We start from the raw sequence: 25,112 nt of genomic DNA on the forward strand, positions 1-25,112 counted from the left end.
CAATAAATAGAAATTTTTATGAAAAAAATCATTCTTATAGCAGCAGTACTTCTTTCCTCTTTTAGCTTTGCTCAAAAAGTAAATGGCAATGGAAAAGTAACTACAATAACTAGAACTACAGGAGACTACGATGGCATTAAATGTGCTGGATCTTTCGATTACATTCTAGTGGCAGGAACAGAAGGGAAAATTACTCTTGAAGGAGAAGAAAACTTATTAGAGTATGTAATTACAGAAGTAAAAGGAAACAACTTAATTATTAAAGTTAAAGACAAAGTAAATCTTAGTCCTAGTATGAATAAAACCATAAAAATTACTATTCCTTTTAAAGACATTAATAGTGTGTCTTTAGCTGGATCTGGAGACCTATGGAATGAAGATAAAATAAATGCAACTAATTTTGATGTTTCTTTAGCTGGTTCTGGAGATGTTAACATTCATGTAGATGCTAATTCTATCTCTAGTAGTTTAACTGGTTCAGGAGACTTAAATTTAAAAGGCAACACTGAAAAATTAGAGGTTAGTGTTTCAGGCTCAGGAGATTTTGATGGCTCAAAACTAGAATCAAATTATACTGATGTGTCATTAGCTGGTTCTGGTGATGCAGAGGTTGTAAGTAATAAATCTTTAAAAGCCAGAGTTGCTGGTTCTGGTGATATTGAATACTCTGGAAATCCAGAAAAAGAAGACACGAAAGTGGCTGGTTCTGGTTCAATAAGCAAAAACAATTAAACAATATTTAAATTATTGGCCTCTCAAATTGAGAGGCTTTTTTTGTTAACTATTCTTTTTGGGAACTCTAAATAACAATACAATTCCTATTAAAAAGAAAACAAATAAAAACACAATGGCATTACGCATACTTCCTGTAACTTGATCTATAGTTGCAAAAATAACCATCCCAATTACAATGCCTATTTTCTCGGCAACATCATAAAAACTAAAGAAGGACGTTGTATCCTCTGTTTCTGGTAAGAACTTTGAATAAGTAGATCTGGCTAAGGCTTGAATCCCTCCCATTACCAATCCAACAAAACCTGCAGTTAAATAAAAATGAAATGGAGTTACCACAAAATATGCTGCAAAACATAATGACATCCAAATTATATTTACTGCAATAAGTGTTTTAATATTACCAAATTTTTCTGAAGCTCTAGAAGTTAAAATAGCTCCAAGAATGGCAACTATTTGAATTAACAGAATGCTTACAATTAATCCCATAGTTTTTTCGCTATCGTCTGCCCAAGCTATTTCTTCTTCCCCAAAATATACAGCAACTAACATTATGGTTTGTACAGCCATACTAAAAACAAAAAAAGCTGCTAAATACCTTTTTAACCTTAGATTCTCTTTAAGTTGATGCCATACTTGACGTAACTCTCTAAATCCATTAAGAATCACATTTTTAGTAACCTTTTCACCATTTAAAACACCTTTTGGTAAAACATAAAAAGTGTATTGACTAAATAATATCCACCATACACCAACCATAACAAAAGACCAACGCATCATTTGCATTTTAGCATCTCCAGTATCTTGGCTCATTACCATGATTAAATTAATAATAAGTAATATAACACTCCCTACATAACCAAAAGAGAATCCTCTAGCACTTATTCTATCTTGTTGTTCAGGAAAAGCAATGTCTGGTAAATAAGAATTATAAAAAACCAAACTTCCCCAATATCCAATTAATCCCATAAAATAAAACAACAAGCTTATGTATATATGGTCCAAACTAAACCAATACAAACCAATACACCCAATACCTCCAACATAACAGAAAAACTTCATAAAACTTTTCTTATTGCCTACATAATCAGCTATTCCAGACAATAAAGGCGACATAAAAGAAACTACCAAAAATGTAAAAGCTGTTACAAAAGTTATTAAAGCAGTACTTTTAAATTCAAAGCCAAAGGCATCAATTTGCTTAATTTCACTTATAAATAAAGCTGAATAAAATATTGGGAATATTGAAGAGGCAATAGTTAAGGTATAAACTGAGTTTGCCCAATCGTAAAAAGCCCATGCATTCAGTAATTTTTTACTTCCTTTTTCAAGTTTTGCCATATAAAATTTAATAAAATAAAAAAGCTGTTCATTAAATTGAACAGCTTCGAAAGTAAGTAAATATTTTAAATTATACTTTTAAAAATTAGTAATTGGCCTAAAAGTAGTTACACCAAACTTTTTAGCTTCTGCAACTGCCATAGGCACTAAAGATGAAATTTCTTGAATTCTTGTATCATTAGATGGATGTGTACTTAGTATTTCTGGTGGCGCACCTCCTCCACTATTAGCTTTCATTCGTTTCCATAATTCTGCAGCCTCACTTGGGTTATATCCAGCCATGGCCATTAAAATTAAGCCAATTTTATCTGCTTCTGTTTCATGACTTCTACTAAAAGGCAACATCACTCCTACTTGAGAGCCAATACCATAATATTGATTAAAGGCTTCTCTATCATTATCGTTTTGAATAGCAACATTTCCAGCAATAGCAACTCCTTGTTGAATGTAATCTGCACTCATACGTTGTTGTCCATGATTTGCAAGTGCATGCGCTACCTCGTGACCCATAATGGCAGCAACTCCTGTTTCACTTTGTGCTATTGGAAGAATTCCTGTATAAAACACAATTTTTCCTCCAGGCATACACCAAGCATTAACAGTTTTATCGTCTATTAAGTTATATTCCCATTTATAATCTTTTAAATAACCTTCATAACCATTGGCATTTAACCATCGTTCTGCTGCTATAGAAATTCTTTGACCAACACGTGTTATCATTTCAGATTGAGGTGTACCTTTTATTACTTTACTTTGAGAAAGCACCTGATTATATTGCTGAAAAGCTGTTGGAAATAATTGCGAATTTGGCACTATTGCCATAGTTTGTTTGCCAGTAAAAGGATTTGTAGCACATGACATTGCCAAAAAAAACATTCCAGATACCAAAATTATATTCTTTAATTTCATTTTTAAATATTTTAATAGATAAAATTACAAAAACCATTCCTTATTTTAATAGATAGCAAAATATAGTTTTATAAATTTTTGTTCATTATTTGTAATGTTACTAATAGTCCTACGACAATATTCTACAGTTATTTTTACATACATTTTATCTTATGAGAATATTAATAAGCTTCATATTATTAGTTAGTATACAAAGTTGTTTAGGTCAAGAAGAAAAAGAAAACGCCTCTGACAACTCACTTAAAACAACTAAAACAAATGCCGAATGGAAACAGGAATTAAGTGCTGAAGCATATTATGTTTTAAGAGAATCTGGAACAGAACGTGCTTTTTCTAGTCCACTAAATAATAATGAAGAATCAGGAATATATGTATGTGCTGCTTGCAAAACACCTTTATTTAAAAGCGAACATAAATTTGATTCTGGAACAGGTTGGCCAAGTTTCGACCAGGAAATCTCAGGAAATGTTACCATTTCTAAAGACGGAAACGGCTTTTATGGATATGAAGAGCATTGCGCAACTTGTGGTGGACATTTAGGTCATGTTTTTGACGATGGTCCAAAAAATACTACTGGAAAAAGACACTGCATCAATGGTGTTGCCTTAAATTTTATTCCTAAGGAATAGATTTATCTAGCATAGTTTATTGGACAAAAAAAGCTACAATCTAATAATATCTTTAATTTAAATTATTTGGAGTTTAGATTTTTTGCCAACCTAACTAATAGGCAAGGAATTTCGAAATTTCAACCATACCACACATACTAAAAGTCCATTTACTATTCTCTTTCATCTATTTTATCAAGCATCATTTGTTATATGAAATATACTTTTTGTAACTTCGTAGCTTCTTAAAACGACTAAAAAATAAACGATGAGTAAATACGATATTATTGTTCTTGGAAGTGGTCCTGGAGGCTACGTAACAGCTATTAGAGCGTCTCAATTAGGTTTTAAAACAGCTATAGTTGAAAAGGAAAACCTTGGTGGTGTTTGTCTAAATTGGGGTTGTATTCCAACCAAAGCACTTTTAAAATCTGCTCAAGTGTTTGAATATTTAAAACATGCAAATGATTATGGCTTATCTGTAAAAGAATTTGATAAAGATTTTAATGCAGTCGTAAAGAGAAGTCGTAATGTTGCAGAAGGTATGAGTAAAGGCGTTCAGTTTTTAATGAAAAAAAACAAAATTGATGTTATTGAAGGATTTGGGAAACTAAAAACTGGAAAGAAAGTCGATGTGGACGGAAAAGAATATAGTGCAGATCATATAATCATTGCCACAGGAGCTCGTTCGAGAGAGCTTCCAAGTTTACCTCAAGATGGCAAAAAGGTAATTGGTTACAGAGAAGCAATGACTTTAACTGAACAACCAAAAAAGATGATTGTTGTTGGTTCTGGTGCTATTGGAGTTGAGTTTGCATATTTTTATAACTCTATGGGAACTGAAGTAACTATTGTTGAATTTTTACCAAACGTAGTTCCTGTAGAAGATATTGATGTTTCTAAACAACTAGAAAAAAGCTTTAAGAAAAGTGGCATTAAAATTATGACTTCAGCTGAAGTTACTAAAGTAGATACTTCAGGAAAAGGAGTTAAAGCTACTGTGAAGACAGCTAAAGGTGAAGAAATTCTTGAAGCTGATATTATTTTATCTGCTGTTGGAATTAAAACTAATATCGAAAACATAGGATTAGAAGATGTTGGTATTGCTGTAGATAGAGATAAAATTTTAGTAAACAATTATTACCAAACAAACATTCCTGGTTATTATGCCATTGGAGATGTTACACCTGGTCAAGCATTAGCTCACGTAGCTTCTGCAGAAGGGATACTTTGTGTTGAAAAAATTGCTGGACAACTTGTAGAACCTTTAGACTATGGAAATATTCCTGGTTGTACTTATGCATCACCAGAAATTGCTAGCGTTGGATTAACCGAAAAACAAGCTAAAGAAAAAGGTTATGATATTAAAGTTGGTAAATTCCCTTTCTCAGCTTCAGGTAAAGCAAGTGCTTCTGGTGCAAAAGATGGTTTTGTAAAAGTGATTTTTGATGCTAAATATGGAGAATGGTTAGGTTGCCATATGATTGGAGCTGGAGTAACAGATATGATTGCTGAAGCTGTTTTAGGAAGAAAGCTAGAAACTACTGGACATGAAGTACTAAAAGCAGTACATCCACACCCAACCATGAGTGAAGCTGTTATGGAAGCAGTTGCAGATGCGTATGGAGAGGTGATACATCTATAAGTAGAAAGATAAGAATATATAAAAAAAGGCTTCGATTATTTCGAAGCCTTTTTTATTGTGTCTTGTTCTAAAGTAATTAAAGCAAAGATATTTTTCTAAAAAACCAAAGTGCATTATTATAAAAAACTCTGTATAGCTAATTCATAACTTTGCAAGCCAAATCCAACAATAACTCCTTTTGCGTTTGGAGCAACATAAGATTGATGTCTAAACTCTTCACGCTTAAACGTATTTGAAATATGTACTTCTATTACGGGAGTTTCTATAGCTGCAACTGCATCTCCAATTCCAACTGATGTATGTGTATATGCAGCAGCATTTAATATAACGCCATGATAGCTAAACCCAACATCTTGTATTTTAGTTATAATTTCACCTTCTATGTTAGATTGGAAATGCTCTAAGAGCACTTGAGGATATTTTTCTTTAATGGTTTCAAAAAATTCATTGAAAGTTAGATTACCATAAATTTGTGGCTCACGTTTCCCTAATAAATTTAAGTTTGGTCCATTAATGATAATGAGTTTTTTCATAAAGTAAAGGTATAAAAAAAACCGAAGTGTAGCACTTCGGTTTTTATATCTGATAATATAAATCTTAATTGATATTTACAGTAAATCCAAGATTAAAAGATCCATAATAGAAATAATCATCACTAATACCAATATAATTAGCATTTAATTGAAGAGTTTCGTTTATATTAAATCCAACCATAGGTCTCCAATAAAATCCTCCTGTATAATAATCATTATTATATAAATCTTTTGCACTCGACACTGAAATAGCATAACCAATATCTGCACCAAACACTAATTTTTCATTAGCACTAAATCTTGCTGCTCCAGCAACTGGAACATATTGATAGTCTGGTGTCTCAAAGTTCCCTATTATTGGACCTACATAATAGCTATCACCTATAGCCTGACCATAACCTGTTGCTATACCTAAATCGAAAGCTGAATTAACTTCAAATAAATAATTAATATCACCATTAAAAGCAAAAGAAAAATCATAACCTTCATAGTTTTCATAAGGGAAACCTATACTTCCTCCAATATTTAAACCAGATTGCGCAAATGATAATACACTAAACATAAGTGCTGTTACTGTTGTAATAATTAGTTTTTTCATTTTAAAAAATTTTAAATTAAAAAGGCAATGTATGAGTATTGCCCTTTTTTATTTTATTATAAATTTAGAATCCGTATTCAACACCAAAGTTGAATGAATTGAAACCACTTGAAGTTACAATTGTGTTATTCCCATTACCATTATTTACGTGCTTGTAGTCTGTACCACCAGAAATACTTTGATAAGAAGCTATTAAAGCAATTGGCCCTAAATCAAAACCAAATTTTGGTCTTGCATAAAAACCAGTTTTAGCATCTCCAGAAACATTAATACCAACACCTAAATCTAATCCTCCAAAAAACTTATCATCTGCAAAATAGTATCTTGCTGTTGCTGCTACTGGAATAAAAGAAGCATCTTTATAATTAGTAATTAAAACATTCCCATTATTAGTATAAGAATAACTTCCATCTCCAATATAATGAGTATAACCAATCAATCCGCCAAGTTCTAAATTATCAATTAACTCAAACAAATAAGCTACATCAAAACCAAAATTGAAAGAAGACACATCACTAGAAGTACTTAATGGTAAACCAATATTAGCACCAGCATAAAAACTACCTGACTTAGCTTTTTCAATAACCTCATCTTGAGCATTTATTGAATTAAATCCGAAAACTGCAATTGCAGTCAATAATATTATTTTTTTCATTGTAATTAATTTTGTTTGAAATTTCGTGCAAAGATAAACAATCCTAAATTCTAACTTAACAAAAGCTTATTCATTTTTTATTATAAAAAAAACCGAAGTTATTAACTTCGGCTTTTCTAGCTATTAAAATCAATTACTAATTAAAACATGTATCCTACTGAAAGTTGGAATACACGATTTTTTCTTGAAAATGAATAATTATCATAATAACTTTCATCATCATAATAACCTGTATCATCCACTTCGCTTAATCCAAAGCAATAACGTGCTTGGAAGAAAACACCCATATCTAATTTATAACCAACACCAATGTTCATAGAAAAATCTACTCCTTTAACTGAATCTTTAACATCTCTATCACCAGAAACATTATCTTCTGGAAAATCTGAATCAGTATATTCATAATCTTCGTTAGCAGATAATAAGAATCCAACTTGAGGACCAGCTTCAACGCTTAAATTTTCAATTGGGAAAAATTTTGCCATAACTGGAAGATTTAAATAACTTAAATTAACATTAGATTCTTCTCTTTCTGACCCATAACTATATTCAGTTTTAAAACCTTGTGATGAATACAATATTTCTGGTTGGATTGCAAATTTTTCTGAAATCATTATTTCTGCAAGACCACCAACATGGAAACCAACTCTTGATTTAACATTATCGGTAGCATCACCTTCATAATAATCGTAATAATTACCAAAATCACCACCTATTGTGGCTACGTTCATACCAGCTTTAGCACCAAAACTAACATTTTGAGCATTCATGCTAGTAAATCCGAAAACTGCAATTGCAGCTGTTAATAATACTTTTTTCATAATTCTTTAAGTTTTTAAATTGATAGAACAAACTAAATACTTTTTTTTCTAATTATGAACTATAATTCAATACTTATCAACAATTTAATTAACAACAAACTGTAATTGCTTGATTTTAAGCATTTTCATTTGATTAGTTATTAACAATTTATAATGAATCTAAACTTTTATACACTTATAAAACCCTAGTTTTCACTCGTTTTTTACTATATTTTTGTTGCAATGAAATGGTCTCACGCCTTAAAAGATTATAAACTATTTTTAAAAATAGAAAGAGGGTTATCTAAAAACTCTATAACTAGTTATGGATTAGATGTTGAGAGACTTATTACTTTCTTAGAAATAAACAACATACAAGAGTCTCCATTATCAATATCTAAAGAAACAATTCAAGAATTTATTTACGACATAGCAAAAGTTGTTAATGCAAGAACACAATCTAGAATGATTTCTGGTTTACGTAGCTTTTTTAATTACCTCATTTTTGAAGATTACAGAACAGATAATCCTTTAGAATTAATTGAATCTCCTAAAATTGGAAGAAAACTTCCAGACACACTTTCTCTGGACGACATTAACCGATTAATTGATGCCATTGATTTAAGTAAACCTGAAGGCGAACGCAATCGAGCCATATTGGAAACCCTTTATAGTTGTGGGTTACGTGTAAGTGAGTTAACCAACTTGAAAATTTCAGATTTATTTTTTGATGAAGGTTTTATAAAAGTAACTGGCAAAGGAGACAAACAACGTTTTGTTCCAATTGTCAGCTCTGCCCAAAAATATATTAACTGTTATAAAAACGAAGTCCGTAATCATCTATCTATACAAAAAGGGCATGAAGACACTTTATTTTTAAATAGAAGAGGAAAACAACTTACCAGAGCCATGATTTTTACAATCATTAAACAACTGGCTGTAAAGATTGATTTAAACAAGACCATTTCACCTCATACCTTTAGGCATTCGTTTGCAACACATTTATTGGAAAATGGAGCCGATTTAAGAACCATACAGCTCATGTTAGGACACGAGAGTATAACAACTACAGAAATATATATGCATGTAGATAAAAGCCATTTAAAGAATGTGCTTAAAACATTTCATCCTAGAAAATAAAAAAGCCCACTAATTAGTGGGCTTATTCTTATCTATGTTTTAATGCCTATTTTGCTATGTTAACTGCTCTAGTTTCTCTAATTACAGTTACTTTAACTTGTCCAGGATACGTCATGTCTGTTTGAATCTTTTGAGAAATATTAAACGATAAATCTGCAGCATTTTGATCTGATACTTTTTCGCTTTCAACAATGACTCTTAATTCTCTTCCTGCTTGAATGGCATATGCTTTTTTAACTCCTCCAAAACCAAAAGCTATATCTTCTAAATCTTTTAAACGTTGTATATAACTATCTAATACTTGGCGTCTAGCTCCAGGACGTGCACCAGAAATGGCATCACATACTTGAACAATAGGAGATAAAAGAGACGTCATTTCTATTTCATCATGATGCGCTCCAATTGCATTACATACTTCATCTTTTTCACCATATTTTTCAGCCCATTGCATCCCTAAAATAGCGTGTGGAGTTTCCATATCTGCTTCTGCATCTGGCACTTTACCAATATCATGTAATAATCCAGCACGTTTTGCTAATTTTGGGTTTAAGCCTAATTCGGCAGCCATGACACCACAAAGTTTAGCAACTTCTCTTGAGTGCTGTAATAAATTTTGACCGTAAGACGAACGATATTTCATTCTACCAACCACCTTAATAAGTTCTGGATGAAGATTATGAATACCTAAATCGATAATGGTACGTTTACCAACTTCAATTATTTCCTGCTCAATTTGTTTGGTAGTCTTTTTAACAACTTCTTCAATTCTAGCAGGATGTATTCTACCATCTGTTACTAATTTATGTAAAGAAAGTCTAGCTATTTCACGTCTAACAGAATCGAAACAAGATAATATAATAGCTTCTGGCGTATCATCAACTATAATTTCTACTCCAGTTGCAGCTTCAATTGCTCGAATATTTCTTCCTTCTCTACCAATAATACGTCCTTTAACATCGTCAGATTCAATATTAAAAACAGATACGCAATTATCTACAGCTTCTTCTGTTCCTATACGTTGAATGGTATTTATAATTACTTTTCTAGCTTCTTGTTGTGCAGTAAGTTTTGCTTCTTCTAAAGTGTTTTGAACATAAGCCATAGCATCATTTTTAGCTTCACCTTTTAAAGATTCTACTAATTGCGATTTAGCTTCTTCGGCAGACAAACTAGAAATTACTTCTAGCTGTTCTATTTGGCTTTTATGAAGCCTGTCTATTTCTACTTGTTTTTTAGAGAGAATATCGGCTCGATGGTTATAGTCTTTTATTTTATCTTCTAAACTTTGATTAAGTTTTGCGTTTTTAGATAATTCACTTGAAACCTGAGACTCTTTATCTCTAGTACGTTTTTCGGCTTCAGCCATTTTCTTATCTCTAGACATGATAACTTTTTCATGTTCAGATTTTAATTCAATAAACTTTTCTTTTGCTTGAAGTATTTTATCTTTTTTAATGCTTTCTCCTTCACTGTTTGCTTCTTTAAGGATAGCTGCAGCAGATTTTTTAGCACTTTTTATAAGTTTGGAAGCATTGTTTCTTTCTAATGCTTTTGCTATGATGAATCCTATAATGATTCCTAGCAATACGCCTCCAATAGTTAATATAATTGAGTTGTCCATTTTAGTTGATTTATATATATAAAAAAAGCCTACACTAGTTGTTGTTTTGATCTAAACTCCTTAAAACAAGTTTAGGGCTAACAAACTGATCAAGTATCTGCTCGAGATACTGAAATTAATCAGCACTAGCAGCTCGCTTTTACAGTCTAAACTCACCCTTTTTAAAGAAGTAATGTTGAGTTTTCCAAAAAATTAACTAATGTAGGCAGTAACCTTATTTATTTTAAAGAACGTTAAGAGTTTAAATGTACTTGTAACAAGTTGTTTAAAGCCGTTAGCTTTTCTTCAACATGTTCACTTACATTTTCTTTATCTATAGTTTTTTGTTCTACTTGAGATGCAAATTGTAAAGCACACATGGCTAATACATCTTGTTTATCTCTCACAGAATAACTTTGCTCAAATTGATTAATCATGGTTTCAATGTTCTTAGCTGCTTTTCGTAACCCTTCTTCCTGACTAGGCTGAATAGTTAAAGGGTAAACTCTATTGGCTATTGAAAGCTTTATTTTAAGCTTATCTGACATTGATTCTATGTTACATTATTCGGATAATTGAGCAATACAATGATCAATTTCTCTAACTAATGTGTTTATTTTAAGCTTTGTTTCTCTTTTGTTTTCGTCACTACCAAGCATTGTATTTGCAATCTTGAGTGCTTCGTATTTTTCTTCCCAAGTAACAATAGTTTCTTGTTGGGCTAGAAATTCTTGTCGAGATTTGTTTAGCTCTTGTTTTAATTTTGAATTAGTCTGGTTGACTTCTTCCATCTTAAGTAAAACACGATTAATTTTATCTTCTAGAGCATTAACAATTTCTTCAATCTTACTCATCTACAATATTCAATACTTATTAGACAAAGTTAAGATACCTAACTTTAAATTACAATTGTTTTTACATAAAATTTACAAATGGCTGTAATACCTTGATATTATTAACAAATATGTATGCAATATATCTTTTGTAGATTTCGTTCAAATTAATATTTTAGCAATAATTACTATTGTATGAAAATTAGCTTACCTCTTTTTTTGCTTTTTAGTGTTTTTATTAATGCACAAGATTATTATCCAAAAGATTATTTTGGAAATCCCTTAGATGTTACTTTAGTTTTATCTGGTTCTTTTGCAGAATTACGGTCAAATCATTTTCATTCTGGTTTAGATATTAAAACACAACAACGTGAAGGTTTAAAAGTTTATGCATCGGCAAGTGGCTATGTTAGTAGGATTAAAATTTCTCATTATGGTTATGGTAAAGCGTTATATATAACGCATCCTAACGGTTACACAACTGTTTATGCACATTTACAGAAATTTTCGCCAGAAATAGAAGCTTATATTAAAAAAGCTCAGTATGAAAAAGAGTCTTTTGAAATCGAGTTGTTTCCTAATACAGAAGATTTAATTCTTGAGAAAGGCGAACAAATAGCTTATAGTGGAAATACAGGTGGATCAGGTGGTCCACATCTACATTTTGAGATAAGAGATAATGACGAAAGACCAATAAATCCATTACTCTTTGGAATGGATGTTAAAGATACTACCATTCCTGTTATTAAGGATATTTATGCATATCCAATAGGTGAAAATTCGCATATAAATAAATCTAACGAAAAACAAAAACTACGTTTAATTCCCTTGCCTAATGGAGATTACACTGTTGAAAATATTGAAGCCTATGGAAAAATAGGGTTTGCTATTGAATCCACAGATAGACAGGATCTAGCTTATAATAACAATGGTGTTTATAAAATAGAGACCTTTTTTAATGGAAATAAAAAAATTGAAATAGATTTTAAACGTTTTTCTTTCGATGAGACCAGACACCTTAATCAATATATTGATTATGAGCACTATAAATCTAAAAAGAAAAGACTTCAAAAATTATTTATAGATAAAAACAATCCACTAAGCTTATATCAACTACCTGATAGCGACGGCTATATTACTGTTGAGGACAGCACATCATCAGTTTATAAAATTGCTGTAAAAGATTTTAAAAATAACACATCTTGGCTAACTATAAATATTGAAGGTAAAAAAGAACAAGACATTAAAAAGAAAAACACATTTGTTTCGCCTTATTATATTTATGCAGATAAAACAAACGAATTACTTCATAATAACATCTCGGTAGAATTTTATCCAGATACTTTTTATGAAGATTTTTATATAGATTTCTCTGTAAGTAACGATACGCTAACACTTCATAAAGATATTATACCAGTTAAAAAGCATTTTAAAATAACCTATGATATTAGCAATTTTAATGCACCAGATGCAGATAAACTTTATATTGCAAGACTTGTTGGTTATAAAAAGTATCCTTGGTATTCTAGCACGACCAAAGAAAAAAATCTTATTTATACTATTACTGACGATTTAGGCACTTATGCATTAGTATCAGATACCATAAAGCCAATAATAAAACCTATAAATTTTTCAGATGGTCAATGGTTAAGCAAATATCGCTATCTAAAGATAAAAATTGAAGATGAAGAATCTGGAATTTCAAATTATAGAGCAACAGTAAATGGCAAATGGATTTTAATGGAGTACGATTATAAAACAAAAACCTTAACTCACGATTTTAACGATGCAACTATTACGGAAACAAAAAATAATTTAAAGCTAATTGTTACTGATAATGTTGGAAATAATTCTACATTTGAAACTACATTTTACAGAAAATAAAAAAACAACTCTTTTGAATAATAAATATTATCTAATTAGTTTTTTCCTTTTTTTGATATCCTTTTCAGGATTTTCTCAATCTGGTACACTTAAAGGTGTTATTCTAGATGATGGTAAAAACCCTATTCCAAATGTTAACATTAAAGCTGGAGACAGAGGAACTGTAACCAATGATAACGGTTTTTTTATATTAAAAATTCCTGCAGATCAAGATGTTACTGTTGAATTTTCTCATCTTTCGTATAAAAGCATTGTAGCTACATTTAATTTAAAAAATGGAGAAGACATAGAATTTCATCCAGTCATGAAAGAATCTGTAGAACAAATTTCAACTGTTGTTATTTCTAGTAAAAAAAGAAAAGATGTTGAAGGTATTGTAACGCTTCAACCAGAAACCATTAGACTTATTCCAGGCGCAAATCCAGGTGTTGAAAATTTATTAAAAACTCTTCCTGGTGTTAGTAGTAATAATGAATTAAGCACACAATACTCTGTTAGAGGAGGTAATTACGACGAAAACTTAGTATATGTTAATGGAGTAGAAATTTATAGACCGTTTTTAGTGCGCTCAGGTCAACAAGAAGGATTAAGCTTTATAAATCCTGCTATGGTTCAAAATGTTGATTTTTCTGCTGGTGGTTTTCAAGCTAAATATGGAGACAAATTAGCCTCTGTTTTAGATATTACGTATAGAAAACCATATGATTTTGGTATTAGTTTAGACTTAAGCTTACTTGGTGGAAGCCTAACTGCCGAAGCTATAAGCAAAAACACAAAGCTTTCTGGAATTGTAGGTCTTCGTTATAGAAATAATAGCTTATTTGTAAATGCGCAAGAAACAGAAACGAATTATGATCCTAAGTTTCTTGACGTTCAAACTCAAATCAATTATAACTTTTCGCATAAATTTAGTGTTAGCTTTTTAGGAAATGCCTCATTAAATAAATACAATTACGAGCCAAAAACTAGACAAACAAATTTTGGTACATTAGAAAATCCGTTAGCTTTATTAGTATTTTATGAAGGGCAAGAAAAAGATCAATACCAAACGCTTTTTGGTGCATTAAAAGGAACATATTTACTAAACGACGATGTAACACTTAATTTAACGGCTTCAAGCTACCATACTACAGAATCTGAATATTTTGATATTCTTGCACAATACAGACTAGGCGAAGTAAATACAAATATTGGATATGAAGAATTAGGTGAAGTAGAATTCAGCGAAGGTATTGGTGGACAATTAGACCATGGTAGAAACGATTTAGATGCTCTTATTACAAGTATTGAGCATAATGGAAAATACACTCTTGATAACCATGATTTTGAATGGTCTCTAAAATATACAAATGAAGACATAAGAGATAGATTAGTAGAATGGGAAGTGATAGATTCAGCTGGATTTTCAATAAATCCACCAGGTTTAGATTATTTTAACGATCAACCATATTCGCCTTACGAAGGTCCTCTTGTAGCTTTTCAAAATGTAAGAGCTAAAAACGAAACAACAATTCAAAGATTACAAGCTTATTTACAATGGAGTAAACGCACAAAAATTGGCGATAACGACGTATGGTTTAATGCAGGAGCTCGTGTACAAAACTGGACTGTAAGTGGTGTTGGAATTGAAAAAACAACTCAAACTATTGTAAGTCCGAGAGCCCAATTTGCAATAAAACCAAATTGGAAAAAAGACATGCTTTTTAGAATTGGTGGTGGTATCTATTCTCAAGCGCCATTTTACAGAGAATTAAGAGATTCTTCAGGAACAGTAAGACCAGATGTAAAAGCACAAAAATCTTTTCAGGTTGTTGTTGGTCACGAATATAGTTTCAAAATGTGGGACAGGCCATTTAAACTTACAACAGAAGCTTTTTATAAATATCTAACAGATGTAAACCCTTATACAGTAGAAAATGTTCGAATTCGTTATCGAGCAACAAATAATGCTACTGCTTATGCCTATGGTTTAGACATGAGATTAAATGGCGAATTTGTACCTGGAACAGAATCTTGGTTTAGTTTTGGGTATTTAAAAACTCAAGAAAATATTGACGATAGAGGTTATATTGCAAGACCAACAGACCAAAGGTTACAGTTTGCAGCTTTATTCCAAGATTATGTACCTAACTTGCCAAAATTAAAAATGTATTTAAATCTAGTCTATAATACAGGACTTCCTGGTGGCTCACCTAGTTATGCAGACCCTTACGATTATCAAAATAGATTACCAGATTACAAACGTGCAGATGTTGGAATACAATACGTAATTGTAGATCAAAATGAAACACACACTGGTTGGAGAAAACCTTTTAAATATTTATCTCTTGGCATTGAAATATTTAACGTTTTCGATGCTCAAAATTCAATTACAAATACTTGGGTAAGAGATGTATATAGTAAAAGACAGTACGCCATTCCTAATTACTTGACACCTCGTGTTTTTAATGTTACAACTTCTATGAAGTTTTAATAATTTAACATATATTTTTTTATTTATTTCAAACTGAAATCTACATTTGTTCTCATGAAGAATTGGTTTAAAAATCTAGTTTCTATTAGTCTTATACTTATTTACAGTTTAAGCCTTAATATTCCTTTACAAGATTTTTTAATAAATCAAGAACATAAATCTGATATTTCTATTAAAGTTTCAGATTCTAAAACTCCAGTTTTTTATTTAGTAACAGATTTAGAACCTCTTGGAGATGTTGTAAATGATTTTTTAGAAAACAATCAAACAACTGAGTCAAAAACTCATTTTCAATATTTTAAAAATGTTGAACTTTATACTCTAACCAAAGACAATCAATATCTTAACAGAAGTAAAAACATCCAACCTGGATTAGATATTGAAACACTACTCTACCCTTTTCATACTTTTTCATAAGAATTTATTTTTTTATTCACACTACTAATAAGCAGGAAGCTTAATAGTACTATTTAATTTATTGTTGACAGACTGTCAACTCAATCATTTTATAACAAATAAAAAAATAACCTTATGGAATCTCATAGCACAATTATTGGTATCATTATTTCACTTATCGTTTTAATACCACTAATCTTAATACAAACATCTCAAAAAAGTAAAAAGAAAAAATCGATAAAAAGTTTTATAGATGAAGCTCAAAAAAACAATTTAAAAATTAATGAACCAGATTTTTGGGGAACTTATTATGCCATTGCCTTAGATGAAACTACAAACAAACTTATTTATACTAAAATAATAGATGAAGAGCACAACATTACCATTATCGATTTAAGTCAAGTAGATACTTGCGATATTGTTAAAACCACAAGAACCTTTAAAAACAAAACAACATCTAAAATTGAAACAGATAAAATAGACTTGGTTGTTACTTTTAAAACCAAGATAAAAAATGTTTTAGAATTTTATAATGTAGATGTCAATTTTGAAATGAGTAATGAAATAGCTTTATTGGAAAAATGGGACGCTAAAATTAAAAATAGACTCGTTAGAAAAGCACAAGCAGCATAAGTGTTAAATTTTAATTGCAACAAAAAAACCTTCAGGACTTAGTTCTTGAAGGTTTTTTATTTCTATTTATTAAGCTTTATTTTTCTACAAACTCTTTCAAGACACCAATTACATAATCAATTTCTTCTTTTGTATTGTATTTACAGAACGAGAAACGAATCGAAGGTTTTTGTCTATCTTCTTCATTTAAAATTTGCTCTAACACATGAGATCCTTTACCACTTCCACTTTGGCATGCACTTCCTTTAGAGCAAGCAATTCCTTTTAAATCTAATTGAAATTGAAGTGTTAAAGCCTTTTCTACAGACATTGGTAAACATACATTTAACAAAGTATATGTGCTTTTAGAATTATCTGAACAATTACCATTAAACTTTACTTTTGGGATGGCTTTTGCTATTTCAGTTTTAAAATAATCTTTTAAGCCTTCTACATAAGTTTTTTCCTCTTCTAAATTAGCATATGCCATTACAAATGCTGTTTCTAATCCTTTTATATTATGTACTGGCTCAGTTCCTGCTCTAAAGCCACGTTCTTGAGTACCTCCAAAAATAAGTGGTTTTAAATTATTGCTTTTTCTAATATAAGCAAAACCAATCCCTTTAGGTCCATGGAATTTATGTGCTGCAGCAGTCATAAAATCAATAGGTGTTTCTTGAACATCCCATTTATAATGACCAATAGATTGAACTGTATCACTATGAAAAAGCGCATTATTTGCTTTACAAAGTGAAGATACTTTATCTAAATCTAACAAATTACCCACTTCGTTATTAACATGCATTAAACTAACTAACTTTCGTTCTGTATTTGCTGATAATAAGCGTTCTAAATCTTGATAATCAGGTGTTCCACATTCTTGAAGTTTTACATATTCTACAGTAACATCATATTCATTTCTTAATTCTTCAACTGTATGCAAAACAGCATGATGCTCTATTGGTGATGTTATAATAGTAGTTACATTGGCATCTCTAGCTGCACAACGCAATATCATATTATCGGCTTCAGTTCCTCCAGAAGTAAAAATAATTTCTTGTGGTGAAGCATTAAGCTCTTTAGCAATGGCTTTTCTTGTAGTTTCTATAATAGATTTTGATGCTCTTCCAAAAGCATGAGTAGAAGATGGATTTCCGTAAGAATGTTCTAAAACATCTTGCATATCTTGTATAACTTCTTTTCTAACTTGGGTTGTAGCAGCACTATCTAAATAAACAGTTTTCATAAAAGTATTTTAGCATGATTCTAAATCACGATTTAATGAGCAAAAATAGGGCAATTAAAATTATTTGCAAGAAGCCACGTTGTATATTTAACAAATCTTTTATTTTTGTTTCAAATTTTAATAGAACTATGCGAAATTTAATAGCTTTTTTATCAATTATATTATTAATGACTTCATGCGATGATGGAGATATTATTTTTGTGCAATTAGATTTTGATGACACTTTTGAAACCTGTGGTGAATTGGTATTTTATAATGTGAAAGAGAATCCTGTAGAATCACTCTCATTACAAATAAGTTCACCAACAACAACGCTAGAAGACGTGTTAGAATTAGAATATATAGATACTGATAATTTATTAGTAACACTTGTAAATCCGGAAATTACTGGCACAATAGATGGTGTTAACAATTTTTTAAATTATAGAAGTTATAGTACAAATTCTGGTAACTTGTTTTGTAACGATGTACCTCCATCAAATTTACAGATAACAGAAGATCAATCTAGTAGTTCTGGAATTTATACTATTTCAACTACTTATTTTGAAGATGATAATGATGGCATTCCTGCAGAAATGGAAGATTTAAATAATAATGGCGATTTATATGATGATGATACAGATGGAGATGGTTTACCAAATTTTTTAGATCAAGATGACGATGGAGATAACGTTCTAACCAGTACAGAACTTATTGATTATGATAATGATGATGATGACGATAATCCATTGACCGATCCACAAGATACTGATGAAGATGGTATTCCAAATTATTTGGATACTGATGATGATGGGGATTTGGTTTTAACAATAAATGAAGAAAATATTACTCAAGACGAAAATCCTTCAAACGATTATACCAACCCAAATCTTGCAGATTATTTAAATCCAGATGTTGCTACAACTGTTCTGGCAACAGATTACAGACCACATAGTATAAATCAAACTTATGAGGTGTCTATTCTAATTGAGAATATAACATTCCCAACGCTTAATCAAAATGAATTAGATTTTGGAATACTTGAAGACACAAGAACTACTGGGACAAGAATTGTTACTCCAGAATTTTAATCGGCTTCTGTATTCTGAAATATATAAACTTCGGTTGCACCAGAACCATATTTTTGATAATTAGCATCATAGAATTTCACTTTATTATATCTACCAAAAAGATACTCTAATTCTATTTTAAGCACACCTTGTCCTACGCCATGAATAAAAACTACTTTTTGAATTCGTTTTCTAATGGCAAATTCCAATTGTTTTCTAGCAGTATCAAGCTGAAGAGTTAGCATCTCATGATTAGTCATTCTTGTTTTATCTGTTAACTGATGAATGTGCAAATCAACTTCCATAGTTGGTTCGTAACGTTCTTTCGCTTTTTTTCTAACAGAAGTCTTCTTATTTGGAGTTTCTTTTTCTTTTATCACATCATCTAAAGATGTGTCTAAAAAAGAATGTTTTTTTAATTCCGATTCATTTTTAATAACTACTAATTCATTTGAACTAAATGTCATTTCAAATCCATCAGCTGTTTCTAAAGTAATATTATTTCCATCGATTTTTATAATTCTTCCAGATAAATCTTCATCTAAAACAGACACCTTATTTCCAATTTCAAAATTCATTTTCATTCATTATTTATATCTTCTTCAACTGAGTCTTTTTTACTTGGAATCGTACTAGAAATTCTAAACAATCCAAACATTAAAATAATTATGCCGAATATTAAAATAACGACATCTTGTTCCTCTCCAGCTTGTGCGTAAATAGCTACAATACAACCAATTACTATTAATAAATAATTTATATACTTAGATATCTTCATGAATATGTCGGTAATTTTAAACGGTTAAACGAATATAAAGTTTAGCAGTTCTTTTTTTGTATTTTTTTTCATAAATTTTATAAAAATAACTTTAAAAAGGTTTAAAAATATGAAAAAGATATACTCAATTTTTAAGCTCCAAATTTTTGCCCTACTAATACTTACCTCAACAGCTTTAAGTGCACAAGTTGGTATAGGTACTACAAGTCCAAATGCTGATGCTTTATTAGATATTGATGCTTCAACAAATGTTGGTGGATTGCTATTACCAAGAGTATCATTAACACAAACAACAAATTTTGCTCCTTTGACTGCTCATGTTCAAGGAATGTCTGTTTATAATACTGCAACTGCTAATGATGTTACTCCTGGTCAATATTATAATGATGGTACCAAGTGGGTAAGAGTAGAAGAGTCTACACTCATTGATAGTATTAGTCTTAATAGTGATCTTATTCTTAATTCTGTGAATTTCTCAAATATTTCTGGAATGCTATTAACCTTTACAGCAAAAAAGACTTCGGTATTAGTTACTTTAACAGCTTCTGGCATTGGTTATACTAATTCTTTAGGGACTATCGAACTAAGAGTTAGAAACACAACAGACAATTATATTTTAGGTGGAACAAATACTAAAATCCAGAGTTTGTATGACACTTTTTTATCTTCATATAGTGTAACTACATGGAGCTGTAGTTTTTCTAAACTTATGACTGGCTTAACAGTTGGTAATACTTATTCATTAAGAGTGCAAAGCTCTGCAAATGCTATTTATGGAACACGTGGCGCTGCAATTTATCCAATTTCGGCTCCTGATACCAATCATTTAACATTATCTGTAACTCAATAATTAATATGGAAATTCAAAAAAAATATAATTTAACATTGTTTTTTCTACTAATTTTTAGCTTAGGTTTTTCTCAAAATGCAAAAACCCTAGTTAAAGATAATAATAATGTTCATAATCTAAAAAGTTCTGAAAAAAGACCAATAAATGCGACTGATAATGTAGCAATAGATTCAAATAAAAACTCAAAACCAACTCCAACACTTAGTCCATATTCTGTTACACCAATAGATTCAGACAATATTAAGATGAAAGATTCTAAGACAAATACAAACAAAAAAGTGGAATTAAAATCACAAGCTGTTTATACTTCTGAAGATCTTGATACAAATGATGTCAATAAAAAGAAACTAAATGAAACCAATTAAATACTTTTGTAACATTAACAATTACATAACTATTGCTATGAAGCACTTATACTCATTTATATTAATTGTAACTTGTAGCCTAACATTTGCACAGTCAGATTTATTTGTAAGTGATGATAGCTATGTTTTTGTTGATGGCAATGGTTTTACTTCTGGTCCAACAGTTGCGCCACTTTTTGTTACTAACGATGTAAACTTACAAGGGGATATTAATACGAATGGAAATTCTGGACACCTCTATTTACGTAACGAAGCTCAATTATTACAAAGTAATGGTACCATTACAAGTACAAATACAGGAGATGGTAAACTAAGTATCTTCCAAACAGGAACTTCTAATACCTATATGTATAACTACTGGTGTTCACCAGTTGGTATAAATAGTGGTGGCTCTGGGAATACCGTATTTACACCTAACGTTAATTTTTATGATCATATTGGACATGCTATTCCTGCATTAAACCCAATAACAAGTAGCCTTGCTACTTATACAACTGGCTATGATGGAACGGCAACCGTTGCATTAACAACACCTCAGGTAATCTCAAATTATTGGCTATTTACTTTTACTGGAACACCTGCACATCCTTATCCAAATGATTTCCAAGATTGGCAAGGTTTAGGAGCTGGACCAGGAACTATAAATACTGGTGGGTTAATTAATGGCACGTTAGCTTCTGGCTATGGTTTTACTATGAAAGGAAATCCAAGTGGAGCTCAAAAATATGATTTTAGAGGAAGACCAAATAATGGAACTATTACAACAATCTTAAATGCCGAAAGAGAAACATTAGTAGGCAACCCGTATCCTTCTGCTTTAGATGCTAGAGCTTATATTCATGATACAAATAATGCTGCAATTATTGATTCTGCAACTCTTTCTTTCTGGGAGCAAGATCCGTCACAATCTACATCTCATGTGTTAGTTAATTATGTTGGAGGTTATGCAACGTATACAATTAATGCTGCAGGAACTGTTGAAACTTTTACACCATCTACTTTTGACACATACAATATTGATGGAACTATTAATACTACTGGTGGTGGAAGCACAAGTGGGAAAAATGTGTATCGTTATATTCCAGTTGGTCAAGGTTTTTTAGTTAAAGGTAATAGTACAGGAGGAACACTTAGAACCACAAACTCCATGCGTGTTTTTCAAAAAACAGCAGCATCATTAAGTGAATTTTTTAGAATTTCAGACACTTCTGAAAATACAGAAGAGAATGTTGCTAGTTATACCGAAGATGGTCTTTTTATAATGCCTGAGGATTATAAACGTTTTAGATTAAATGTTGATTTCAAAGACACCTATACAAGACAATTATTACAAACCTTTCATCCAACTGCAACTCATGGTGAAGATTACGGATTAGAGACCAGAAGTCCGGCAGCTTTAAACTCTGATGTATTTTGGCCACAAGGTGATAAAGCTTTTAATGCACAAGCATTTGCATTTGACATAGAATTACTTATTCCTTTGGTTCTTAATATTAATCAGGATCAACTAATCCGTTTTAGAATTTTCGATATTCAGAATTTTGACGAAAGTCAACCTATCTTTATACATGACATAGAAAATGATATCTATGTTGACTTAAGAGAAAGCAATTATGAAATAAATTTACCTCAAGGAATTTATACAGACCGATTTGAAATTACATTTAAATCTGAAAGACTAAATATTGAAGAAGTTATAACTGCTAATGATTTATATATCTATCAAAACAATCAATTAGATCAATTAACTATTTCTAACCCAAAACTTTTAGAAATAAAACAAGTAAGACTATACGATGTTACTGGAAAACAAATCTTTGATGAAAGGGACTTAAAAACGGAAGCAAATTTCAGTTTTTCAACAAAAAGCTTAAGTCAAGGGGTTTATATTGCTAATGTTACTTTTGCCGATAATCAAGTAGTAAGTAAAAAGATTATTGTTTCAAATAAATAAACCTTTAGATTTTTATATCTTTAAAACTTAGAATTTAAAGATATAAATATGTCTTCAATTGAAGGTTTTATGATACCATGCCTAAACAAACAACTTCTCGGATTTGAATGTTTAGGCTGTGGTTTACAAAGAGCTTTTCTATTTATATTGCATGGCGAATTTATTGCTGCATTTAAAATGTATCCAGCTATTTATACTTTAATTCCTTTGTTCCTGTTAATTGGAATCAATATTTTCTTTAAATTTAAAAATTCAAACAAAATTATTAATGTCCTTGCTATAATTACTGTTGTCATTATTATAGTAAGTTATATATTTAAACTTATCAACTAACACTTATTTATGGAAAAACAAAATCTCAAACCAGCCTTAGTTTATGTTTTAGCAATTTTAGGATTATTATGTTGTTGTTTTGGAGGCCTCGGATTTATTCTTGCAGGTATTGCCTTTTTTATTGCACACAGTAAACTAAAAGAAGTTGAAGCAAACCCAGACAATTACGATCATGATAGTGTAAAGGCAATGAACACTGCAAAAATAGTTGCCATGTCTATCTTGATTATAAATTTATTGTATTTTGGAATGACAATTTATAGAATTTCAACTGTAGGTTGGGATGAAATTATGCAACAGTCTGAACAAATGATGGAAGAATGGGGAAATCAATAACCCTTATTTAATAATAAAAAAAGCGACCAAATAGTCGCTTTTTTTATTACATATACCAAATGGAATTTTTAATCTTCAAATTGCTTAAGTGTTTTAACAATAATAGAAACACAATCTAATAATTGTTCTTCATTCATTATTAAAGGTGGAGCAAAACGAATAATGTTTCCATGTGTTGGTTTTGCTAATAAGCCATTATCTCTTAATGCTAAACAAATATTCCAAGCTTTGTCGCTTTCTTCTTCATCATTTATAACGATAGCATTAAGCAATCCTTTTCCTCTTACCAATTTTACCAAATCAGTAGTTTCAATATATTTATTTAGTTCACTTCTAAAAAGTTGCCCTAAAGTTTCTGCATTTTCTGCTAGATTCTCATCCCTTACAACTTCTAATGCTGCTATTGCAACAGCAGCTGCTACTGGATTTCCACCAAAAGTACTTCCATGGTTTCCTGGTTTGATAACATTCATAATATTATCATTTGCTAAAACAGCACTAACTGGATAAGCTCCACCACTTAATGCTTTACCTAGAATTAAAACATCTGGCTTCACATTCTCATGATCTACAGCTAATAATTTTCCAGTTCTAGCTATTCCTGTTTGAACTTCGTCTGCAATAAATAGCACATTGTATTTTTTGCATAAAGCTTTTGCTTTTGTTAAATACCCTTCTCCAGGAACATACACACCTGCTTCGCCTTGAATAGGCTCTACCAAAAATCCTGCTATATTTGGATTACTCTTTAACTCGGTTTCTAAAGCATCTAAATTATCGTAATCTATTTTAATAAATCCTTTAGTATAAGGTCCAAAATTCTTTCGAGCTACTGGGTCATTTGAAAAAGAAATAATAGTTGTAGTTCTTCCGTGGAAGTTATTTTTACAAACAACAATTTCTGCTTCATTTTCATCAATTCCTTTAACCTCATAAGCCCATTTTCTACATAGTTTTAAAGCTGTCTCAACAGCTTCAGCTCCTGTATTCATTGGTAACAATTTATCAAATCCAAAAAATTCACAAGCAAATTTCTCGTATTTTCCAAGCACGTCATTATAAAACGCTCTTGATGTTAAAGTTAATGTTTGAGCTTGATTTACCATTGCTCCAACAATTTTTGGATGACAATGTCCTTGGTTTACTGCTGAGTATGCCGAAAGAAAGTCGTAATATTTTTTCCCTTCTACGTCCCAAACATACACACCTTCTCCTCTATTTAATACTACTGGTAGTGGATGGTAATTGTGTGCACCATACTTGTTTTCTAAATCTATCGCTTTTTGCGATGATAATTGGTCTAAAACAGCCATTTTAAAAAATAATTTAAGGTTTATGCCCTTATTTGAATAAGGCATCGTTTAACATCATTTCTAGATGCAAACATTAATAATTAAATCTCGCTAAGCGAGTAAAATAACCATTCCTACTGTACCTTTTTC

27 protein-coding genes and 1 other RNA gene are annotated in these 25,112 nt (G+C 30.7%); 14 read left to right on the forward strand and 14 right to left on the reverse strand.

From position 1 onward, the window contains the following. The first annotated feature begins 18 nt into the window (after positions 1–18). Positions 19–732, forward strand: a complete 714-nt coding sequence (locus LX78_RS13415) for a head GIN domain-containing protein (RefSeq protein WP_109683293.1) — start codon at positions 19–21, stop codon at positions 730–732. 45 nt (positions 733–777) lie between these two features. Here the strand turns inward: LX78_RS13415 and LX78_RS13420 are convergent, their stop codons facing one another. Together LX78_RS13420 and LX78_RS13425 are read right to left on the reverse strand one after the other, a co-directional pair. Beyond that, on the reverse strand, positions 778–2,073 hold the full coding sequence (locus tag LX78_RS13420) for an MFS transporter (RefSeq protein WP_109683294.1): 1,296 nt from the start codon (positions 2,071–2,073) through the stop codon (positions 778–780). A gap of 78 nt (positions 2,074–2,151) precedes the next feature. After that, complete coding sequence (locus tag LX78_RS13425) at positions 2,152–2,982, reverse strand: M48 family metallopeptidase (protein ID WP_185117716.1); 831 nt, start codon at positions 2,980–2,982, stop codon at positions 2,152–2,154. Positions 2,983–3,134: 152 nt separating this feature from the next. Here LX78_RS13425 and msrB point away from each other — a divergent pair, with 152 nt between their 5' ends. Both msrB and lpdA read left to right on the forward strand, forming a co-directional pair. After that, complete coding sequence (gene msrB / locus LX78_RS13430) at positions 3,135–3,611, forward strand: peptide-methionine (R)-S-oxide reductase MsrB (RefSeq protein WP_109683295.1); 477 nt, start codon at positions 3,135–3,137, stop codon at positions 3,609–3,611. 247 nt (positions 3,612–3,858) lie between these two features. Then, positions 3,859–5,235: a dihydrolipoyl dehydrogenase gene (gene lpdA / locus LX78_RS13435; protein ID WP_109683296.1), complete on the forward strand. Its 1,377-nt coding sequence runs from the start codon at positions 3,859–3,861 to the stop codon at positions 5,233–5,235. A 116-nt stretch (positions 5,236–5,351) separates the two neighbouring features. Here the strand turns inward: lpdA and aroQ are convergent, their stop codons facing one another. The 4 genes from aroQ to LX78_RS13455 form a co-directional block, all read right to left on the reverse strand. Beyond that, positions 5,352–5,768 (reverse strand): type II 3-dehydroquinate dehydratase, encoded by a 417-nt coding sequence (aroQ, locus tag LX78_RS13440; protein WP_109683297.1) that lies wholly within the window; start codon positions 5,766–5,768, stop codon positions 5,352–5,354. Positions 5,769–5,832: 64 nt separating this feature from the next. Beyond that, on the reverse strand, positions 5,833–6,366 hold the full coding sequence (locus LX78_RS13445) for a hypothetical protein (protein WP_109683298.1): 534 nt from the start codon (positions 6,364–6,366) through the stop codon (positions 5,833–5,835). 64 nt (positions 6,367–6,430) lie between these two features. Beyond that, positions 6,431–7,021 (reverse strand): hypothetical protein, encoded by a 591-nt coding sequence (locus tag LX78_RS13450; protein ID WP_109683299.1) that lies wholly within the window; start codon positions 7,019–7,021, stop codon positions 6,431–6,433. A gap of 140 nt (positions 7,022–7,161) precedes the next feature. Next, positions 7,162–7,842 (reverse strand): porin family protein, encoded by a 681-nt coding sequence (locus LX78_RS13455; protein WP_109683300.1) that lies wholly within the window; start codon positions 7,840–7,842, stop codon positions 7,162–7,164. 222 nt (positions 7,843–8,064) lie between these two features. Between LX78_RS13455 and xerD the strand changes: the two genes are divergently transcribed. Further along, positions 8,065–8,961 carry a site-specific tyrosine recombinase XerD gene (xerD, locus tag LX78_RS13460; protein ID WP_109683301.1) on the forward strand — a complete coding sequence of 299 codons (897 nt, stop codon included), beginning with the start codon at positions 8,065–8,067 and terminating at the stop codon, positions 8,959–8,961. Between the two features lie 46 nt (positions 8,962–9,007). Here xerD and rny read toward each other — a convergent pair whose 3' ends face one another. The 4 genes from rny to LX78_RS13480 all read right to left on the reverse strand — a co-directional run bounded on the left by rny (position 9,008) and on the right by LX78_RS13480 (position 11,415). Beyond that, positions 9,008–10,582, reverse strand: coding sequence for a ribonuclease Y (rny, locus tag LX78_RS13465; protein WP_109683302.1), 1,575 nt, complete (start codon positions 10,580–10,582; stop codon positions 9,008–9,010). A 53-nt stretch (positions 10,583–10,635) separates the two neighbouring features. Further along, a non-coding RNA gene (gene ssrS, locus LX78_RS13470) (6S RNA) lies at positions 10,636–10,763 on the reverse strand. Between the two features lie 52 nt (positions 10,764–10,815). After that, positions 10,816–11,109: a cell division protein ZapA gene (locus LX78_RS13475; RefSeq protein ID WP_109683303.1), complete on the reverse strand. Its 294-nt coding sequence runs from the start codon at positions 11,107–11,109 to the stop codon at positions 10,816–10,818. 15 nt (positions 11,110–11,124) lie between these two features. Then, on the reverse strand, positions 11,125–11,415 hold the full coding sequence (locus tag LX78_RS13480; RefSeq protein ID WP_109683304.1) for a hypothetical protein: 291 nt from the start codon (positions 11,413–11,415) through the stop codon (positions 11,125–11,127). Between the two features lie 174 nt (positions 11,416–11,589). Here LX78_RS13480 and LX78_RS13485 point away from each other — a divergent pair, with 174 nt between their 5' ends. From LX78_RS13485 to LX78_RS13500, 4 genes are all read left to right on the forward strand, one after another. After that, positions 11,590–13,278, forward strand: a complete 1,689-nt coding sequence (locus LX78_RS13485; protein WP_109683305.1) for a M23 family metallopeptidase — start codon at positions 11,590–11,592, stop codon at positions 13,276–13,278. After that, complete coding sequence (locus LX78_RS13490; protein WP_109683306.1) at positions 13,232–15,751, forward strand: TonB-dependent receptor; 2,520 nt, start codon at positions 13,232–13,234, stop codon at positions 15,749–15,751. The genes LX78_RS13485 and LX78_RS13490 overlap by 47 nt, the downstream gene beginning before the upstream one ends. A gap of 54 nt (positions 15,752–15,805) precedes the next feature. After that, entirely contained in the window at positions 15,806–16,168 is a 363-nt protein-coding gene (locus LX78_RS13495; protein WP_109683307.1) for a hypothetical protein, read from the forward strand. 114 nt (positions 16,169–16,282) lie between these two features. After that, entirely contained in the window at positions 16,283–16,780 is a 498-nt protein-coding gene (locus tag LX78_RS13500) for a hypothetical protein (protein WP_109683308.1), read from the forward strand. A gap of 76 nt (positions 16,781–16,856) precedes the next feature. Here the strand turns inward: LX78_RS13500 and LX78_RS13505 are convergent, their stop codons facing one another. Next, on the reverse strand, positions 16,857–18,005 hold the full coding sequence (locus tag LX78_RS13505; RefSeq protein ID WP_109683309.1) for a cysteine desulfurase family protein: 1,149 nt from the start codon (positions 18,003–18,005) through the stop codon (positions 16,857–16,859). A 128-nt stretch (positions 18,006–18,133) separates the two neighbouring features. Between LX78_RS13505 and LX78_RS13510 the strand changes: the two genes are divergently transcribed. Beyond that, positions 18,134–19,075, forward strand: a complete 942-nt coding sequence (locus LX78_RS13510; RefSeq protein ID WP_109683310.1) for a hypothetical protein — start codon at positions 18,134–18,136, stop codon at positions 19,073–19,075. Here LX78_RS13510 and LX78_RS13515 read toward each other — a convergent pair. Together LX78_RS13515 and LX78_RS13520 are read right to left on the reverse strand one after the other, a co-directional pair. Continuing rightward, on the reverse strand, positions 19,072–19,632 hold the full coding sequence (locus tag LX78_RS13515) for a Smr/MutS family protein (RefSeq protein ID WP_109683348.1): 561 nt from the start codon (positions 19,630–19,632) through the stop codon (positions 19,072–19,074). The two genes, LX78_RS13510 and LX78_RS13515, sit on opposite strands and share 4 nt — an antisense overlap. 2 nt (positions 19,633–19,634) lie before the next feature. Then, positions 19,635–19,832 (reverse strand): hypothetical protein, encoded by a 198-nt coding sequence (locus tag LX78_RS13520; RefSeq protein ID WP_109683311.1) that lies wholly within the window; start codon positions 19,830–19,832, stop codon positions 19,635–19,637. Between the two features lie 109 nt (positions 19,833–19,941). Between LX78_RS13520 and LX78_RS13525 the strand changes: the two genes are divergently transcribed. The 5 genes from LX78_RS13525 to LX78_RS13545 are packed head-to-tail and all read left to right on the forward strand — an operon-like array spanning position 19,942 to position 23,670. Continuing rightward, on the forward strand, positions 19,942–20,682 hold the full coding sequence (locus tag LX78_RS13525; RefSeq protein WP_109683312.1) for a hypothetical protein: 741 nt from the start codon (positions 19,942–19,944) through the stop codon (positions 20,680–20,682). A 5-nt stretch (positions 20,683–20,687) separates the two neighbouring features. Next, on the forward strand, positions 20,688–21,047 hold the full coding sequence (locus LX78_RS13530; RefSeq protein WP_109683313.1) for a hypothetical protein: 360 nt from the start codon (positions 20,688–20,690) through the stop codon (positions 21,045–21,047). Next, positions 21,034–23,001, forward strand: coding sequence for a T9SS type A sorting domain-containing protein (locus LX78_RS13535; protein ID WP_109683314.1), 1,968 nt, complete (start codon positions 21,034–21,036; stop codon positions 22,999–23,001). Before LX78_RS13530 ends, LX78_RS13535 begins: the two co-directional genes overlap by 14 nt. A 48-nt stretch (positions 23,002–23,049) precedes the next feature. After that, positions 23,050–23,334, forward strand: a complete 285-nt coding sequence (locus LX78_RS13540; protein WP_109683315.1) for a DUF2752 domain-containing protein — start codon at positions 23,050–23,052, stop codon at positions 23,332–23,334. Positions 23,335–23,343: 9 nt separating this feature from the next. Further along, positions 23,344–23,670, forward strand: a complete 327-nt coding sequence (locus LX78_RS13545) for a CCC motif membrane protein (RefSeq protein ID WP_109683316.1) — start codon at positions 23,344–23,346, stop codon at positions 23,668–23,670. A gap of 68 nt (positions 23,671–23,738) precedes the next feature. On the opposite strand, the gene rocD is transcribed toward LX78_RS13545, so the two are convergent. Next, a complete protein-coding gene (gene rocD / locus LX78_RS13550; protein ID WP_109683349.1) occupies positions 23,739–24,983 on the reverse strand; it encodes an ornithine--oxo-acid transaminase in 1,245 nt (414 codons plus the stop codon). Positions 24,984–25,112: the final 129 nt, after the last annotated feature.

Origin of the sequence: Xanthomarina spongicola (assembly GCF_003148645.1) — a bacterium.
Lineage (GTDB): Bacteria > Bacteroidota > Bacteroidia > Flavobacteriales > Flavobacteriaceae > Xanthomarina > Xanthomarina spongicola.

Bases quoted from the DNA above. Each gene is read 5' to 3' on its own strand.
- LX78_RS13415 (WP_109683293.1), top strand. From the start codon at position 19: ATGAAAAAAATCATTCTTATAGCAGCAGTACTTCTTTCCTCTTTTAGC.
- LX78_RS13420 (WP_109683294.1), bottom strand. From the start codon at position 2,073: ATGGCAAAACTTGAAAAAGGAAGTAAAAAATTACTGAATGCATGGGCT.
- LX78_RS13425 (WP_185117716.1), bottom strand. From the start codon at position 2,982: ATGAAATTAAAGAATATAATTTTGGTATCTGGAATGTTTTTTTTGGCA.
- msrB (WP_109683295.1), top strand. From the start codon at position 3,135: ATGAGAATATTAATAAGCTTCATATTATTAGTTAGTATACAAAGTTGT.
- lpdA (WP_109683296.1), top strand. From the start codon at position 3,859: ATGAGTAAATACGATATTATTGTTCTTGGAAGTGGTCCTGGAGGCTAC.
- aroQ (WP_109683297.1), bottom strand. From the start codon at position 5,768: ATGAAAAAACTCATTATCATTAATGGACCAAACTTAAATTTATTAGGG.
- LX78_RS13445 (WP_109683298.1), bottom strand. From the start codon at position 6,366: ATGAAAAAACTAATTATTACAACAGTAACAGCACTTATGTTTAGTGTA.
- LX78_RS13450 (WP_109683299.1), bottom strand. From the start codon at position 7,021: ATGAAAAAAATAATATTATTGACTGCAATTGCAGTTTTCGGATTTAAT.
- LX78_RS13455 (WP_109683300.1), bottom strand. From the start codon at position 7,842: ATGAAAAAAGTATTATTAACAGCTGCAATTGCAGTTTTCGGATTTACT.
- xerD (WP_109683301.1), top strand. From the start codon at position 8,065: ATGAAATGGTCTCACGCCTTAAAAGATTATAAACTATTTTTAAAAATA.
- rny (WP_109683302.1), bottom strand. From the start codon at position 10,582: ATGGACAACTCAATTATATTAACTATTGGAGGCGTATTGCTAGGAATC.
- LX78_RS13475 (WP_109683303.1), bottom strand. From the start codon at position 11,109: ATGTCAGATAAGCTTAAAATAAAGCTTTCAATAGCCAATAGAGTTTAC.
- LX78_RS13480 (WP_109683304.1), bottom strand. From the start codon at position 11,415: ATGAGTAAGATTGAAGAAATTGTTAATGCTCTAGAAGATAAAATTAAT.
- LX78_RS13485 (WP_109683305.1), top strand. From the start codon at position 11,590: ATGAAAATTAGCTTACCTCTTTTTTTGCTTTTTAGTGTTTTTATTAAT.
- LX78_RS13490 (WP_109683306.1), top strand. From the start codon at position 13,232: ATGTTGGAAATAATTCTACATTTGAAACTACATTTTACAGAAAATAAA.
- LX78_RS13495 (WP_109683307.1), top strand. From the start codon at position 15,806: ATGAAGAATTGGTTTAAAAATCTAGTTTCTATTAGTCTTATACTTATT.
- LX78_RS13500 (WP_109683308.1), top strand. From the start codon at position 16,283: ATGGAATCTCATAGCACAATTATTGGTATCATTATTTCACTTATCGTT.
- LX78_RS13505 (WP_109683309.1), bottom strand. From the start codon at position 18,005: ATGAAAACTGTTTATTTAGATAGTGCTGCTACAACCCAAGTTAGAAAA.
- LX78_RS13510 (WP_109683310.1), top strand. From the start codon at position 18,134: ATGCGAAATTTAATAGCTTTTTTATCAATTATATTATTAATGACTTCA.
- LX78_RS13515 (WP_109683348.1), bottom strand. From the start codon at position 19,632: ATGAATTTTGAAATTGGAAATAAGGTGTCTGTTTTAGATGAAGATTTA.
- LX78_RS13520 (WP_109683311.1), bottom strand. From the start codon at position 19,832: ATGAAGATATCTAAGTATATAAATTATTTATTAATAGTAATTGGTTGT.
- LX78_RS13525 (WP_109683312.1), top strand. From the start codon at position 19,942: ATGAAAAAGATATACTCAATTTTTAAGCTCCAAATTTTTGCCCTACTA.
- LX78_RS13530 (WP_109683313.1), top strand. From the start codon at position 20,688: ATGGAAATTCAAAAAAAATATAATTTAACATTGTTTTTTCTACTAATT.
- LX78_RS13535 (WP_109683314.1), top strand. From the start codon at position 21,034: ATGAAACCAATTAAATACTTTTGTAACATTAACAATTACATAACTATT.
- LX78_RS13540 (WP_109683315.1), top strand. From the start codon at position 23,050: ATGTCTTCAATTGAAGGTTTTATGATACCATGCCTAAACAAACAACTT.
- LX78_RS13545 (WP_109683316.1), top strand. From the start codon at position 23,344: ATGGAAAAACAAAATCTCAAACCAGCCTTAGTTTATGTTTTAGCAATT.
- rocD (WP_109683349.1), bottom strand. From the start codon at position 24,983: ATGGCTGTTTTAGACCAATTATCATCGCAAAAAGCGATAGATTTAGAA.